Source organism: Pseudomonas sp. UBA5666 (assembly GCF_002420785.1).
Lineage (GTDB): Bacteria > Pseudomonadota > Gammaproteobacteria > Pseudomonadales > Pseudomonadaceae > Aquipseudomonas > Aquipseudomonas fulva.
In genome coordinates this window covers 265,287-280,004 of sequence record NZ_DIIQ01000014.1, presented here as the reverse complement: position 1 = coordinate 280,004, position 14,718 = coordinate 265,287, and the positions used below count along the sequence as shown (strand labels likewise).

At 60.5% G+C, this 14,718-nt stretch carries 13 protein-coding genes; 5 read left to right on the top strand and 8 right to left on the bottom strand.

The genetic code is table 11. From position 1 onward, the window contains the following. Positions 1–58: 58 nt before the first annotated feature. Positions 59–331, top strand: coding sequence for a DUF3077 domain-containing protein (locus B2Y33_RS09250; protein WP_028686410.1), 273 nt, complete (start codon positions 59–61; stop codon positions 329–331). A 23-nt stretch (positions 332–354) separates the two neighbouring features. On the opposite strand, the gene B2Y33_RS09245 is transcribed toward B2Y33_RS09250, so the two are convergent. Further along, positions 355–1,533 carry a multidrug effflux MFS transporter gene (locus tag B2Y33_RS09245; protein WP_028686411.1) on the bottom strand — a complete coding sequence of 393 codons (1,179 nt, stop codon included), beginning with the start codon at positions 1,531–1,533 and terminating at the stop codon, positions 355–357. Between the two features lie 144 nt (positions 1,534–1,677). On the opposite strand from B2Y33_RS09245, the gene B2Y33_RS09240 reads away from it, so the two are divergent. From B2Y33_RS09240 to B2Y33_RS09230, 3 genes are all read left to right on the top strand, one after another. Next, positions 1,678–2,547 carry a LysR family transcriptional regulator gene (locus B2Y33_RS09240; RefSeq protein WP_027916058.1) on the top strand — a complete coding sequence of 290 codons (870 nt, stop codon included), beginning with the start codon at positions 1,678–1,680 and terminating at the stop codon, positions 2,545–2,547. A 166-nt stretch (positions 2,548–2,713) separates the two neighbouring features. Further along, positions 2,714–3,124, top strand: coding sequence for a VOC family protein (locus B2Y33_RS09235; RefSeq protein WP_027916059.1), 411 nt, complete (start codon positions 2,714–2,716; stop codon positions 3,122–3,124). A gap of 161 nt (positions 3,125–3,285) precedes the next feature. Beyond that, on the top strand, positions 3,286–5,901 hold the full coding sequence (locus B2Y33_RS09230) for a GAF domain-containing hybrid sensor histidine kinase/response regulator (RefSeq protein WP_225806647.1): 2,616 nt from the start codon (positions 3,286–3,288) through the stop codon (positions 5,899–5,901). Between the two features lie 51 nt (positions 5,902–5,952). Here the strand turns inward: B2Y33_RS09230 and B2Y33_RS09225 are convergent, their stop codons facing one another. The 7 genes from B2Y33_RS09225 to pcaQ form a co-directional block, all read right to left on the bottom strand. Next, positions 5,953–6,123: a hypothetical protein gene (locus B2Y33_RS09225; RefSeq protein WP_166741483.1), complete on the bottom strand. Its 171-nt coding sequence runs from the start codon at positions 6,121–6,123 to the stop codon at positions 5,953–5,955. A 226-nt stretch (positions 6,124–6,349) separates the two neighbouring features. Continuing rightward, on the bottom strand, positions 6,350–6,751 hold the full coding sequence (gene pcaC / locus B2Y33_RS09220; RefSeq protein WP_181074318.1) for a 4-carboxymuconolactone decarboxylase: 402 nt from the start codon (positions 6,749–6,751) through the stop codon (positions 6,350–6,352). A gap of 18 nt (positions 6,752–6,769) precedes the next feature. Next, entirely contained in the window at positions 6,770–7,558 is a 789-nt protein-coding gene (gene pcaD, locus B2Y33_RS09215) for a 3-oxoadipate enol-lactonase (RefSeq protein WP_181074317.1), read from the bottom strand. Then, complete coding sequence (locus tag B2Y33_RS09210) at positions 7,559–8,929, bottom strand: 3-carboxy-cis,cis-muconate cycloisomerase (RefSeq protein WP_181074316.1); 1,371 nt, start codon at positions 8,927–8,929, stop codon at positions 7,559–7,561. Positions 8,930–9,135: 206 nt separating this feature from the next. Further along, positions 9,136–9,741 (bottom strand): protocatechuate 3,4-dioxygenase subunit alpha, encoded by a 606-nt coding sequence (pcaG, locus tag B2Y33_RS09205; protein WP_027916063.1) that lies wholly within the window; start codon positions 9,739–9,741, stop codon positions 9,136–9,138. A gap of 12 nt (positions 9,742–9,753) precedes the next feature. Beyond that, positions 9,754–10,473 carry a protocatechuate 3,4-dioxygenase subunit beta gene (pcaH, locus tag B2Y33_RS09200; RefSeq protein WP_104926308.1) on the bottom strand — a complete coding sequence of 240 codons (720 nt, stop codon included), beginning with the start codon at positions 10,471–10,473 and terminating at the stop codon, positions 9,754–9,756. Positions 10,474–10,593: 120 nt separating this feature from the next. Next, positions 10,594–11,523 (bottom strand): pca operon transcription factor PcaQ, encoded by a 930-nt coding sequence (gene pcaQ / locus B2Y33_RS09195; protein WP_027916065.1) that lies wholly within the window; start codon positions 11,521–11,523, stop codon positions 10,594–10,596. A gap of 682 nt (positions 11,524–12,205) precedes the next feature. On the opposite strand from pcaQ, the gene B2Y33_RS09190 reads away from it, so the two are divergent. Continuing rightward, entirely contained in the window at positions 12,206–14,623 is a 2,418-nt protein-coding gene (locus tag B2Y33_RS09190) for a glucose/quinate/shikimate family membrane-bound PQQ-dependent dehydrogenase (RefSeq protein ID WP_206405382.1), read from the top strand. The last annotated feature ends 95 nt before the right edge of the window (positions 14,624–14,718 follow it).

Sequence of the window (14,718 nt, the reverse complement as noted above, 5' to 3'; positions counted from 1 at the left end):
GTTGGTTCGCCAGCGATGTGGCTCGTGCAAGCACTGCACCCTTTTGAGGAGAACGAAGATGTCCGGAGAAGAAACCACGTTTACCGTTGGCCAAACCACCTTCTATCAGGGCACCGACCAAACAAGCCCTCTCTTCCGTATCGAGCCCGGTATACCCTGTGAGATGGCCCGCGAGCAGGCCTCGGAGCTAATGGGTTACGCTCGGGACATGACCCTTGACGGCTTGATGGAAGACAAGCAGCACTTGATCTGGGCTTCCCACTACCTCTGCGCGATGGCCAAGGCCTTGCTTGACGACGCGCAACTGGGCGAAGCGCTGAGCCAGCATTAAGCGTGCAGGCCAACCCGAGCGCGCTACCCTCGCTGCGCCGGTTGCTTGCGATAGGCCAAAGGGTTGCACGCAGACAATGCCACACAGCTCAACACCGCCACCGCCCCGGCGAGTACACCAAACCCTGTGCCTGATACCGCACTCACACCCATTGCCACAACGGCTGCGCTGCCAATCTGGCAAAACCCCACCATCCCCGATGCAGTGGCCGCATGCCCATGTTCGCTGGCGATAGCCCCCGAAATCGCCAGCGACAACGACGAGCCGTTGGCCAGGCTGACCAGGCACATCGGCAGCACCACGGCCGTCACGCTGCGCCACCCCATGGTATAAGCCAGAAGGAACCCCATGGCGCCCACTACGAAGCAGGTAATGCCTATCGCAACAATACGGTCGTAAGGCAAGCGGTCAAGCAACCGCCGGGTCAACCGGTTAGCTCCGATGATGCCCAAAGTAAGCGGCACGTACAGCCACCCGCTTTGCGCCTCGCTCAAGCCTGCTTGTACGAAAAGAAATGGCGACTGCGTCAAATAAACGAACCAGGCGCAGTAGATTGAACACACCACTACTGTGTAGCGGCAAAAGTTGCGGTCACCCAGTACGCGGCCGAAGCCGGCGAAGGGTCCCGTCCTGGTACGCGTCGCGACCGGTAGCGTTTCAGGCAATACAAACAGTGCCAGAAGCAGTGCTAGCGCCCCGAATGCGGCAACGAACAGAAAGTCGGCTCGCCAGCCGAACGCCACGGCCAAGTGCCCGCCGATTGCAGGGGCCAAGGCCGGCGACAGTGACACAAGGGGGTAAACCACGGCGTAGACTTTCGCCGAAGTGCGCTTGTCGCAGGTATCGGCAATCAACGCGCGACCAATCACCAGCCCCGCCGCCGCTCCCAGCGCTTCTACCATACGCCACGCTATAAAGCCCATGTAGCTGCTGGACAGCGCGCAGCCCATGGAGCCCAGCAGATAGAGAACGCCACCGGCCAGCAGCACGGGCTTGCGTCCACGTCGGTCAGACAGTGGGCCATAAACCAACTGCGCAAAAGCCAGTGCCAGCAAATAGAACGAGACGGTTTGCGGCATTTGCCAACTGGCAACGCCAAATTCAGTGGCCATGCCCGGCATCGCGGGTAGGTAGATATCCGAGGCGACGAGGCCGAAGGCGCTCAGCATGGAGACTGTCAGGATGAAAGATAAGCGAGGCATGGTGCTCCTGATACCCGGCTTAAGCCGGCTGCGTGATTCGGACGGTGATTCAAGCCCGCTATGTTATGCAGCGTGTATCAATGCGAAAATGCACGTAATCGCAGTCCAGGGCTGCATATTTGCATCTTCAGGAAGCGTGCAACGATGAATTGGGATGACGTACGTATTTTCCTCGCGGTGCACCGTGCCGGCACCCTGCGGGCCGCAGCCACGGCGTTGGGCATCGACCAGACCACAGTCGGTCGGCGTCTGGCGGGGCTTGAGCAGACGCTGGGCAGCCGATTGTTTCTTCGCAGCACCGGTGGCCTGGCGTTGACTACCACCGGGCAACAGCTCGTACAGAAGGCTGAAGAGATGGAGCGGATGGCCGTCTCCTTCGAGCGCCAGGGTGAGGGCAACGATCCTCATCCATCGGGTGAGGTGCGCCTCACCACCACCGATGCGCTGGCCGTGGATTTCGTCATACCTGCGATCGAGCAACTGCGGGTCACTCATCCGCAGGTGCGGGTAATTCTGACCACCACCACTCGTCTACTGGACTTGGGGCGCAGGGAGGCCGACGTGGCCGTGCGCACCGTACGGCCGGAGCAACCTGACCTGATCGTGCGCCGGCTGGCTCACTGGCCTGTGGGGCTGTATGCGGCACAGCGGTACCTTGACCTGCGTGGAAAGCCAGAACCTGGCAGCGCCTTGGTAGGCCATGACATCGCCTTTTACCAACAAGGTGTAACCGCCCGGCAGGACGATACACTGGCGGGAGAGCCCAGGTCCGGCGGCCGGGTAGTCGCGGAGCTGGACTCGAGCCTCATGTTGGCGACCTTCGTGCGCGCCGGGCTGGCCCTGGGTGAGCTGCCGGAATACATGGCCCAGCGCGATGCCAGTTTGGTGCGCGTCTGGCCTGATCGACAGCGGGCCACGCCCTATGAAGCCTGGCTCGTGTTGCATCGGGACCTGGCACACACGGCACGGGTGAGGGTTGTAGTGGATGCGATTGTTGCGGCTTTTGCCGAGTGAGGGTCATCTAGGCGCTGCTGGGCCTAACCCCTCATCGCCAGTGAGCCTTAAGCTTTCTGAACCCAGCTACCCTGGGCGTGACATCTGACTGGGTGAGCGATGGCATTGCCTTTCTCAGATGAGCTGTGTGTTACTGCTGTCGATCAACGGATCTTATGGAGCGTAGATGTTCAGCCACATTCAGCTAGGTGCTCGCGACCTGCCGGCCATGATCAGGTTCTACGATGCCGTACTTGCCACCCTGGGGCTTGTCCGCATGCCCGACAACCACGATGGCGGCCCGCAGGGTGCTGGATGGCAAAGGCCGGACAGGGAGTGGCCTCAGTTCTACGTGCAACTGCCGTTCAACGGACTGCCGGCGACATGGGGAAACGGCGTGCAAATAAGTTTTGCCGCCGCTTCGCAGGATCAGGTGCAGGCGGCATGGCGTACAGCCTTGGCGATGGGTGCTCAAGATGAGGGCGCACCTGGGTTGAGGCCGCAGTATGCCTCGGATTACTACGGTGCTTATTGCCGGGATATTGAAGGGAACAAACTCTGCTTTGTGCATGCAGCTGGCGTGATGTCGCCAACATGATCAAACAGGACGAATTCCCCACCTTGTTAGTGCTAGAGGTGGGTTTTTCTGAGAGACTCCCGGTTCTACGCGTCCGCCAGTAAACGCCGGTAACGCACTCCCCTTCTTTTTCGCACTGACCAGACTACAGATCAAGACGCTGTGGCCGTTGGGAGATTCGTTTGCGCAATGATTCCAAGCACCCGGCCAGCGATGACCGCCTCAACCACGTGCTCAATGCCAGCGAGCGCCTGGCCAGGGCCGAATCCGTGGAAGAAGTCGTTGCCGTGTTGCGAGACAATGCACGCGCGGCGGTAGGAGCTGAAGGTATTACAGTCATCCTCGAAAATCACGGCAAGTGCCTCTACGTAGCCGAGGATTCGGCATCTGCCCTATGGCAAGGGCAGGATTTTCCAGCCGACACCTGTGTTTCAGGGTGGGCCATGCAGCATCAAGAAACGGTTGTCATCGCTGACATTCGGCTCGACTCACGCATACCCAGCCAGGCGTACTCCTCGACTTTCGTCCGCAGCCTTGTGATGGTGCCCATCGGGCGGCCTTTGCCGGTGGCTGCGTTGGGCGCATATTGGTCCGAGGCAAAAGACCATGATCTCGATACGATCAACAGATTGGAGAACCTGGCGCGGCTGGCAACGATTGCCATCGAAAATGCGCGTCTGACCCAAGCGCGTAACCGTGGGGCGGCACTTGCAGCGGCGCAAAACCGAATCCTGGCACTGGCGGTTACATCGACCCCTCTGAGCACCACGCTGGAGGCGATCGTTCGCGAGGTGGAGGGGCTATCGGTTTCAGGTTTCGTTGGGAGCATTCTGCTCTTTGATGAGCGGGTAAGCCATGTGCACCACTGTGCAAGCCCCAGCCTGCCTGGCGTCTACCGTGAAGCCCTTGCGGGCGCCCCCATCGACCTGGGGCTGGATGCCTCGAGCACCCTGGCGGCAGTGGACATCAGCACCCGCTCTCGGTGGGCCACCCTTGGCGATTTGACCTTCGAACATGGGCTGCACCCCTGCTGGTCGACATCGATCCGTTCAGCCCAGGGCGAAGTGCTTGGCCTATTCGTCCTGTACCACGCTGAGCGCCGGGAACCACTGCCCGCCGATATGGAAATCATCGATTTCGTGACCCAGACCGTGGGGCTGGTCGTGCACCGCTCCCGTTCGGACTGCGCGGTTCGTTCCAGTGAGCAGAGGCTGCGTCTGGCAGTTGACCATGCTGACGTAGGCTTCTGGGACGTGGATTTCATCAATGACACGCTGGTATGGCCTTCGCAGACCAAGGCGATGTTCGGGATGTCAGCTGACGCGCCGGTCACCCTCCAAGATTTCTATGCAGGCATACACCCTGACGACTACGAGGCAACGATCGACGCATTCGCGGCAGCGATCGATCCGCTGCGCCGTGCACTCTACGACGTGGACTATCGAACCGTCGGCCGCGATGACGGCATCGTACGCTGGGTGGCGGCCAAAGGCCGTGGCGTCTTCGACCACACCGGCCGGTGCTTGCGCGTGACCGGGACAGCGATAGACATCACTGCTCGCAAGGTCGCCGAAAACGCGCTCAAAGAGCTCAACGCCTCCCTCGAAGAGCGGATCGCCAGAGCCATTGCAGAGCGTGAAGAAGTACAAAAAGCATTGCGTCAAAGCCAGAAGATGGAAGCGATGGGGCAACTTACCGGCGGCGTCGCTCACGACTTCAACAACCTCCTCACCCCTATCGTCGGCACCCTGGACATGCTCCAGCGCCGGGGCGTGGGCGGCGAACGCGAGCAACGGCTGATCGCTGGTGCGATGCAGTCGGCAGAACGTGCCACGACGCTTGTCCAGCGGCTGCTTGCCTTCGCACGTCGACAACCCCTTCAGACGAGTTCGGTGGACGTGGCAAAGTTATTGAACGGCATGGCCGACCTTGTGGCCAGCACCATTGGGCCTCAAATCAAGGTCGTGGTCGATGTTCCGGCAAATCTGCCAGCGGCCATCGCGGATCTCAATCAACTTGAGATGGCCATGCTCAATCTTTCGGTGAATGCGCGTGACGCGATGCTTGACGGCGGCACGATGCGCATTTCCGCCAGCACGGAAATGGTCGACATTGACCACCGCTCGAAACTTCCGGCAGGCGAGTACCTGTGCCTGTCAGTTGCTGATACGGGGATTGGCATGGATGCGACCACCCTCGCCCACGCGGTGGAGCCATTCTTTTCAACCAAAGGTATCGGCAAAGGCACCGGGCTGGGCTTATCCATGGTGCATGGCCTGGCCTCGCAACTTAACGGTGCGCTCACCCTTCATAGCGCTCCAGGGCTAGGTACGAATGTAGAGCTTTGGCTGCCTCGCAGCACAACCGAACCCAATGAGGCACTGCGCATCGACCCACTCCAGGAGTCACCGCTGGTGCGCGGCACCGTGCTGCTGGTGGACGACGAAGAACTGGTGCGGGCAAGTACGGCGTACATGCTCGCTGAGCTGGGATACTGCGTGGTCGAGGCTGCGTCCGGTGAGCAGGCATTGGAATTGATGCACACTAAACAGCCGTTCGACCTGCTTGTCACCGATCATCTCATGCCCGGCATCAGTGGGACCGAGCTGGCTAGAGCGGTTCGCATTAGCAGACCTGACATTGCGATTCTGATCATCTCCGGCTACGCAGAACGTGAAGGCATTGATCCGGCGCTGCCTCGGCTCAACAAACCCTTTCGAAAGTATGAGTTGGCCACAAGGTTAGCTGGGCTGCGCGGCGGATCGAGGGACGCGCCTTTATTGCCTCAGGTGGTTTGAAGGGTCAGATTTTGCAGTTGCACTCATCCATCAGTTAGGCAAGTACGCGCCTCAGGCCCGCTTGCGATACCCAGCTATGAGCAATGCCAGCCCAGGCGTCAGCAAGCCGACTGCGGTATACCCGAAAGCGGCCTGCCCTGAGGCGCCAACGGCTGCAAATGCCGTACCCACGGCAATCAGGGGTATGGCGACGAAGTAAAACGGTTTAGCTACCTTGCTCATATCGAACCTCCTGTTAGCACTCATGTGTGCGGGGCATCCAAGCTTACATGCACGCGTGTTCGGTAGGGTAGCCATGCTTGACCAAGCCCCCCTACTTGAACGCCGATAACTACAGCCCGCTTCGACCGTTCGAAAAAGTTAGTACGTAGGGCTGCGCCGCGTTGCAACCGTAACTGCCCGCTCGGCGATTGATGGCGCGTCTTTCAACCCTGGCGACTCGAGGCATTCATCTGGCAGAATCGAGGGATTCCACGCCAAGCTCGTCCCACACCGATTCGGCCAGGTGGAAGGTGGCGTTGGCAGCCGGGATGCCGCAGTAGATGGCGCTCTGCATCAGCAACTCCTTGATTTCCTCTCGCGTTACGCCGTTGTTCTTGGCCGCGCGCAAATGCAGCTTCAGTTCACCTTCGCGGTTCATGCCGATGAGCATCGCAATAGTGATGAGGCTGCGTGTGTGGCGCGACAGGCCCGGGCGAGTCCAGATATCGCCCCAGGCATGGCGGGTAATCATTTCCTGAAACTCTTGGTTGAACGGCGTCAGGTGCTTGAGACTGTGATCAACATGGGCTTCACCCAGCACAGCGCGGCGTACCTGCATACCAGCTTCGTACCGTTGTTTCTCGTCCATCGGATGGTCCTCGCGCGCTTAGGCGGTCAGGAAGGCCAGCACGTGCTGGCTGAAGGCATCACTGGCCTGCACGTTGGAAAGGTGCGCGGCGTGGAGTTCGACCAGCTCGGCACCGACAATGCGCGCCTGCATCAGGCGGCCGTGCTCGATGTTAGTCACCGGATCGCTGCTGGCGCAGATGATCAGTGTCGGCACACCGATAGCACCGAGCTGCTCGCGATAGTCGGCGTCGCGCACCGCAGCACAACTGGCGGCGTAGCCTTGCGGTGAAGTCTGTGCCAACATGTCGACAATGGGCTCGACCTTGGCGGGCTCGGCCTTGGCGAAGTCGGCGGTGAACCACCGTGAGATCGAGGCATCGCGCAGATCGCGCATGGCCTGAACGCCACCGGCCAGCACGACTTCGATGCGCGAATTCCACACCTGCGCATTGCCGATTTTTGCAGCCGTGTTGCAAAGCACCAGGCGCTCGATACGCTCAGGGGCATGGATCGCCAGCCACTGGCCAATCAGCCCACCCATGGACAGGCCGCAGAAGCTTGCCCGCTGAATATCAAGTCCGTCGAGCAACGTCAGCACGTCGCCCCCAAGTTGTTCGATGCTGTAGGGGCCCTCGCTGACCAGCGACCGCCCATGGCCTCGGGTATCGTAACGAAGTACTTGAAAGTGCTCGGTGAAAGCCACCATTTGCGCATTCCACATGTGCAGGTCGGTGCCCAGCGAGTTGGACAGCACCAATACGGGCGCACCAGGCGGTCCTTCGAGTTGATAGTTGAGGTCGCCATCGGCAAGTTGTAGGGTAGGCATCTAAAGCTCCTCACGCGAAACGTTCGAATGTGCAGCGACAGCACATTGGACCCATCGGCGCGCTTGACCGAGGTATTGGGCCGGGTCGAGCAGGCGATCAAGCTCAGTGGCACAGAGCTGTGCGCTGACTTCGGTGTTGGCCGACAGCACTGCGCGAAGGTGAGTCCCCTCCTCCACCGCCTCGCGGCAACACTGTTCGATCAAGTGGTGGGCGGCATCCCGTCCGATGCGCTGCGCCAGAGAAATGCTCACCGCCTCGGCCAGTACCAGACCTTGTGTCAGTTCGATATTGCTGCGCATGCGCTCGGCATCCACCTCCATCCCAGATACCACCAGCAACGCCTGCTGCAGTGCGCCGGAAATCATGCAACACAGCTCCGGAAGGGTTTCCCATTCTGCATGCCATAAGCCCAGACTGCGTTCGTGCTCCTGCGGCATGGCCGCGAGCATGGTGGAGACCAGCCCTGGCGCGCGTACGGCGACGCCGATCAGCACGGCGGCGCTGACCGGGTTGCGTTTGTGCGGCATGGTCGAAGAGCCACCCTTGCCCGGCGCGGAAGGTTCGAAAACTTCACCGACCTCGGTCTGCATCATCAAACTCAAGTCCCGGCCCAGCTTGCCCAGGCTGCCGGCGATCAAGCCGAGCAGGCTCGCGAACTCGACCAGGCGATCGCGATGCGTATGCCAAGGTTGTTCAGGCAAATTCAGCCCCAACTCGCGGGCCAAGGCCTCGCTGACTGGCCAAGCCTGCTCGCCCAATGCTGCCAGGGTGCCGGAAGCACCCCCGAACTGGAGCACCAGTAGACGTGGCTTTAGCTGCTCAAGGCGCTGGCGGTGGCGAGTCACTACACCGAGCATGCCTGCCAGTTTCATGCCCAAGGTTACCGGCGTGGCCTGCTGCAACCAAGTGCGCCCGATCATTGGGGTATCGGTATGACACTCGGCCTGCGTTGCCAAGGCGTTGGCCAGATCGGCGAGATCGCTTTCGAGCACCTCGACAGCGGCGCGCAGCTGTAGCACCAAGCCACTGTCCATGACGTCCTGGCTGGTGGCGCCATAGTGTACGTAGCGTTCTGCGTCTGGGCTTAGGGCGGCGACGCGCTTGCCCAGCGCCTTGACCAGTGGAATCGCCGAGTTGCCAGCGCTGACGATTGCATGTGCCAGCTCCGCCGGATCGTAGAGGTCGGCGTTGCAGGCGGCGACGATCGGCGATAGCACCTCAGCGGGAATCAAACCGGTGCTCGCCTCGGCACGTGCCAACGCGGCCTCGAAATCCAGCATACCCTGCAGTCGTCCACTGTCGCAGAAGATCGCACGCATGGCCGGCCGGGTGAAATACAAGTCGAAAAGTAGATTGCTTGGGCTGCTCAAGCGGGTACTCCAAAAATCGGGAAAGTTATCTGGTGCACAGCGTCTGCCTCAGGGGCCCACCGGCAAAATCAGGACCGCTGCGCGGACCTTCTTTCGAGCTGAGAGGCCGCAAGGGCAGCTCAGGCCCGTTCGACAGCCAGCGCGCCAAGCCCTGACTACGCTCCTGGCGACGGCTCGGCAACAGAGCCAGCGCCAAATGGGTACGCTCAGCAGTCAAAAAAAACGGTTTCCCCCTCGCCTTGGATCCGCATATCGAAACGGTAGGCCAGATTGCCGTTCACCTCACAGCGTTTGGCGATCAACGTCTGGCGACGCTGTGGCTGCTCGATCAAGTTGAGTACCGGATCGTCCTGATTGGCCTGGACTTCATCATCGAAGTAGATACGCGTATGCAGGTGGATATTGATACCCCGGGCGAAAAGCAACACGTTGATGTGCGGTGCCATCGGCACTCCAGCGGCGTTTTTCACGACACCCGGCTTCACCGTCTGCAACGTCCACTCGCCCGCATCGAAGGTCGTGGCGGTACGTCCGAAGCTGTTGAACGACTTCTCCAAGTCAAAGCGGGTGTCGTAGACCCCTTCATGGTTGGCCTGCCAGATTTCAAGGAAGGAATCGCGCACTAAATGGCCATTGCCATCATAGACATGGCCGAACAGCAGAATGTGCTCGCCAGGGGCATCTGGCTTGGCCAATTGATTCCAGATTTCCTGCGGACGTGGGGCAACACCGGCGGCTTCCAGAGCCAGTCCGATATGAACGTAAGGTCCGGCGGTCTGCGAAGGGGTTTCGGGCAGCAGTTCAATAGGCATGTACGTGAGTCCTTAGCGGTTTTCGAAGTGCGTCTTGCGCTGGCCGCGCAATACGATGTCGAAACGGTAGGCCAGGCAATCCATGGGGTTGGCCATGCCCATGTCGAGCTTGGCGATCAGGCTCTGTACCGCTAGCGGGTTTGCGATCGACTTGACGATGGGGCACATCGCAATCAAGGGGTCGCCTTCGAAATACAGCTGGGTGATCAATTTAGCGGAGATCGACGGGCCACTGATGGAGAAGTGGATGTGCGCTGGGCGCCAGTCATTGGGTCCGTTACGCCACGGGTACGGGCCGGGCTTGACGGTACGGAACATGTAGTTGCCTGCGCTATCTGTCAGCGTGCGGCCGACACCTCCAAAGTTGGGGTCCATCGGTGCCAAGTAGCGGTCGTTCTTGTGTCGATAGCGGCCACCAGCATTGGCCTGCCACATCTCCACCAAGGTATGCGGGATCGGCTTGCCGTATTGGTCCATGACCCGGCCGGAGACGATGATGCGCTCGCCGATCGGCAGGCTGCCGGTGTTGAAGTTGAGCAGCAGGTCGTTGTCATGATCGCCCATCTTCAGGTGCGAAAAGTCCGGCCCTGTGGTCTCCGAAATAGACTGCGCAATGCTCACCAACGCCTGTCGCGGCGAGCGGGTGATCGACGTTTTATAATCGGGCGTAAGGGCTTTGGGGTGCCAGTTGCGGTCTCGTATGACGAAACGGCCGGTGTCCAGTTCGGACATGGCGGTCTCCTGTTGTTGGCGTTATAGGAGCCTGGAAACTATCAGGCATGTGCGCCGCAGTTTCCGCGAGCCTGCCGGATCTGAAAACTGAAAAGGCGCCGCGTATCCATAACCAACGGGTTATGGATACGCGTGCACGCGATACTCCTGGCCTAGCTCGCGCAACACTTCCTGGCACCAGCGTGCGCCGAGGGACAGTGGTAAGGCGGCGTTGCTGCAGATGCCCACCGAGCCACCCCCCTCTTGCAGCTGCGGCGCCAGTTCCACCAACTCCCCTTTGGCCAGGGGGCTGCGCACGGCATCGGTCGGCGCCACCCAAACCGCTTCGCTGGTATCGACATAACGCCGGCTCAGGCTTAATGACAGGGTTTCCAGTCGTCGATTTGGCAAACGCAGACCGTGCTCGACGAGCAGGCTTTCGATGCGTTTGCGGATAGTAGTGCCAACTGTCGGAAGGACCATTGGATAGTCCTCCAGCGCGACCGTATCGAAAGCCCTCTCGAGCAGTGGATGGCCGGCTCGTACCACCAGGGTCAGGGGCTCGTTGTAGAGATGCTCGAAGGTCAGTCCTTGGATCTGCGGACTATCAGTCATGCGCCCGACAACCAAGTCCAGCTCGCCCACGCGCAATTGCGACAGAAGAGGCGCGCTGGGCCCGGTAACCACGCTGATCACCAGCGAGCAATGGCGCCTGTGCAGACGGCGCACCACCTCCGGCAGAAACTCGCCCTCGACCGTGGACAGCACGCCAAGGCGCACGTTGCTGGGTTGGAAGTCTCCGCCGCGTAGGCTCTCCACCCCTTCGCGCAGTGTCTGCACGCTGGGCCCGGCATAACGCAGGAAGACCACCCCGGCCTCAGTCAGCGTGGCGCCTTCCTTACCACGCTCGAACAACTGTGCGGTCAGCGCATCCTCTAGCTCCTTGAGCGTCTTGGAGACGGCAGGCTGGCTGATCGCTAGCCGATCGGCTGCACGCGCCAGGCTGCCTAGGCGTGCCACTTCCAAGAAGCACTGCAGGTGACGAAACTTGATGCGTTTGTCGATGCTCATCGGTCACTCCAGAAGGCCTTGGGCCACTGCCCCGTGCCGGGTTAGAACACGCCGTGAACGTACACCAGCACGCAAAGGCTCATCGGGTCGGAGAACGCCTGTACCGTCATACCGGTGTAGCCAAATTGCGCTTGGCCTCCTGGAGCAGGCGCTGAGTGATCGTATGCAGCATTTTGCTCGTAATTGACCTCACGGCGGCCGATTACTATAAACGCCGTAACGCCGACATCAAACGCTCACGTTGGGCTGGCTACCCGTCAAGGACCTATTACTGCCCAAGGTAGACGTGGCACAGGCAGAGAAACAACAGCGCCATAAATCGACGGTGAGCATAAATCGCTGATGCGCCGGTAACTCAGGTGGTCATTTTCGTCGATCACTGGGGTCCACTGTGGCCAGCCAATGTCCGTCAGAAAGGTCAGATTGATGAGACCGGGCGGCTGCCAGGTCTGATGCCTGAAAGCTCAACCTACACATAGCCGTGACAAATCGATGTTTTTGACGAAATTTTCACGTCATTTAACTCGGCATGTTATAGAAAATTACCTACACATTTCGATAATTTCGTCGCATCTTGGCAACGTTGGCGTTGCAATACGCTATCTCGGAGATAAATGTACTAACTTGTTAATTAGCTTGCTAAGGGCTTATGCTTTGCGCATTCCATCGCGAGATCCTTGGCATGAACGACTCACCGCGCGCATCTGGCGCCTCGAAAATCATTCTGGTTGGCTTTGGCGCGGTCATCGCCCTGCTTGGCCTACTGCTGGCTGCTGGCGGCATCAAGCTGGCCAGTCTGGGCGGCTCTTGGTACTTCCTGATCGGCGGTTTGGCCATGGCGATCGCCGGCATCCTTATCGCCCGCAGTAAGGTCGCTGGGGCCTGGCTGTATGCCGCGTTCCTGCTCGGCACCGCACTGTGGGCCGTGATTGATACCGGACTGGTGTTCTGGCCATTGTTCTCGCGCCTGTTCATGTTTGCCGTGATCGGTACCGTCGTCGCGCTGGTGTACCCGCTGCTCAAGCGCGCCAACGGTACCGGTACTGGACGCGGTGCCTACGCTGTCGCTGGTGTGATGGCGGTAGCGGTTGTGGTCGCGGCCGGCAACATGTTCGTCGCCCACCCAAGCGTGGCCCCGACCGGAATAGGCCCGGGGCTGACCGCAGTCGCACCTGCGCATGCGCAAAAAGACTGGGCTCACTACGGCAATACCGAAGGGGGCAGCCGCTTTGCCGCCCTTGATCAGATCAACCGCGGTAACGTCGACAAGCTGCAGGTCGCCTGGACCTACCACACCGGCGATGTCGCTATCAGTGATGGCAACGGTGCCGAAGACCAGCTGACCCCGCTCCAGGTCGGCAACAAAGTATTCATCTGCACGCCGCACAACAATCTGATTGCACTCGATGCCGACACCGGCAATGAGCTGTGGAAAAACACCATCAACGCCCAATCGAAAGTCTGGCAGCGCTGCCGCGGCCTGGCCTACTTCGACGCCACTGCGCCACTGGCCCAGCCCACCCAGCCGAACAGCTCACCCGTCGTTGCAGCTGCGCTAGCGCCTGGCGCCAACTGCCAGCGCCGCCTGCTGACCAATACCATCGACGGTCGCCTGATTGCAGTCGACGCTGACACTGGCGAGTTCTGCCAGGGCTTTGGCACCAATGGTCAGGTCAACCTGAAGGCTGGCCTGGGCGATGTACCGGACTCCTTCTACCAGCTGTCCTCGGCACCGCTGATGGCCGGCACCACCGTGGTTGTTGGCGGCCGTGTTGCAGACAACGTACAGACCGACATGCCAGGTGGCGTGATCCGTGGCTTTGACGTCATCACTGGGCAAATGCGCTGGGCCTTCGACCCAGGCAACCCTGAGGACCGCAATGCCCCCGCCGACGGCAGCACCTACGTGCGCAGTACGCCGAACAGCTGGGCGCCGATGTCCTATGACCCTGCGATGAACACCGTGTTTCTGCCGATGGGCTCATCGTCCACCGACATCTACGGTGTTGAACGCAGCAAGCTCGACCACACTTACGGCGCCTCGGTATTGGCCTTGGACGCCACTACCGGTGACGAGAAGTGGGTTTACCAGACCGTCCACAACGACCTGTGGGACTTCGACCTGCCGATGCAGCCGAGCCTGATCGACTTCACCAAGGACGACGGCCGGACCGTCCCTGCGGTGGTAATCGGTACCAAGGCCGGGCAGATCTACGTGCTCGACCGTGCTACCGGCAAACCGCTGACCCAGGTCGACGAGGTGCCGGTCAAGCCAAGCAACATCCCCAACGAGCCGTACTCACCCACTCAGCCCAAGTCGGTCGGTATGCCGCAGATCGGTGCTCAAACCCTGACCGAATCGGACATGTGGGGCGCTACGCCATACGACCAACTATTGTGCCGCATCGACTTCAAGAAGATGCGCTATGACGGCCTTTACACCGCACCTGGCACCGACGTATCGCTGAGCTTCCCGGGCTCGCTGGGCGGCATGAACTGGGGCAGCATCTCCACTGACCCGGTGCATGGTTTCATCTTCGTCAACGACATGCGCCTGGGGCTGTGGAGTCAGATGATTCCGTCGCAGAATCAGGCTGAAGCTGCCAGTGGTGGCGAAGCACTGAACACCGGGATGGGGGCGGTACCGCTCAAAGGTACGCCGTACGCAGTGAACAAGAACCGCTTCCTGTCGATTGCCGGAATCCCGTGTCAGGCGCCACCGTTCGGCACCCTGACCGCAATTGACATGAAGACCCGCCAGGTCGCCTGGCAAGTGCCGGTCGGCACCGTTGAAGACACGGGTCCGCTTGGCATCCGCATGCACCTGCCGATCAAGATCGGCCTGCCAACGCTGGGCGGCACCCTGTCGACCCAAGGCGGCTTGGTGTTCATTGCCGGTACCCAGGACTTTTACCTGCGCGCCTTCAACAGTGGCAACGGTGAAGAAGTCTGGAAGGCTCGCTTGCCCGTCGGCAGCCAGGGTGGCCCGATGACTTACGTGTCGCCCAAGACTGGCAAGCAGTACGTGGTCGTCACCGCAGGCGGTGCCCGCCAGTCGACTGACCGTGGCGATTATGTAATCGCCTACGCCTTGCCATAACTGGCGCCTCTCCCGTACAGCACGAGGCCGCTCCTGCACACACGTTGCAGTGGCGGCCTCATGCATTTAGCGGCGCCGTTCATCATCACCTTGCG

Excerpts from the sequence above, each read along its gene's own strand:
- B2Y33_RS09250 (WP_028686410.1), top strand. The coding sequence starts at position 59 with ATGTCCGGAGAAGAAACCACGTTTACCGTTGGCCAAACCACCTTCTAT.
- B2Y33_RS09245 (WP_028686411.1), bottom strand. The coding sequence starts at position 1,533 with ATGCCTCGCTTATCTTTCATCCTGACAGTCTCCATGCTGAGCGCCTTC.
- B2Y33_RS09240 (WP_027916058.1), top strand. The coding sequence starts at position 1,678 with ATGAATTGGGATGACGTACGTATTTTCCTCGCGGTGCACCGTGCCGGC.
- B2Y33_RS09235 (WP_027916059.1), top strand. The coding sequence starts at position 2,714 with ATGTTCAGCCACATTCAGCTAGGTGCTCGCGACCTGCCGGCCATGATC.
- B2Y33_RS09225 (WP_166741483.1), bottom strand. The coding sequence starts at position 6,123 with ATGAGCAAGGTAGCTAAACCGTTTTACTTCGTCGCCATACCCCTGATT.
- pcaC (WP_181074318.1), bottom strand. The coding sequence starts at position 6,751 with ATGGACGAGAAACAACGGTACGAAGCTGGTATGCAGGTACGCCGCGCT.
- pcaD (WP_181074317.1), bottom strand. The coding sequence starts at position 7,558 with ATGCCTACCCTACAACTTGCCGATGGCGACCTCAACTATCAACTCGAA.
- pcaG (WP_027916063.1), bottom strand. The coding sequence starts at position 9,741 with ATGCCTATTGAACTGCTGCCCGAAACCCCTTCGCAGACCGCCGGACCT.
- pcaH (WP_104926308.1), bottom strand. The coding sequence starts at position 10,473 with ATGTCCGAACTGGACACCGGCCGTTTCGTCATACGAGACCGCAACTGG.
- pcaQ (WP_027916065.1), bottom strand. The coding sequence starts at position 11,523 with ATGAGCATCGACAAACGCATCAAGTTTCGTCACCTGCAGTGCTTCTTG.
- B2Y33_RS09190 (WP_206405382.1), top strand. The coding sequence starts at position 12,206 with ATGAACGACTCACCGCGCGCATCTGGCGCCTCGAAAATCATTCTGGTT.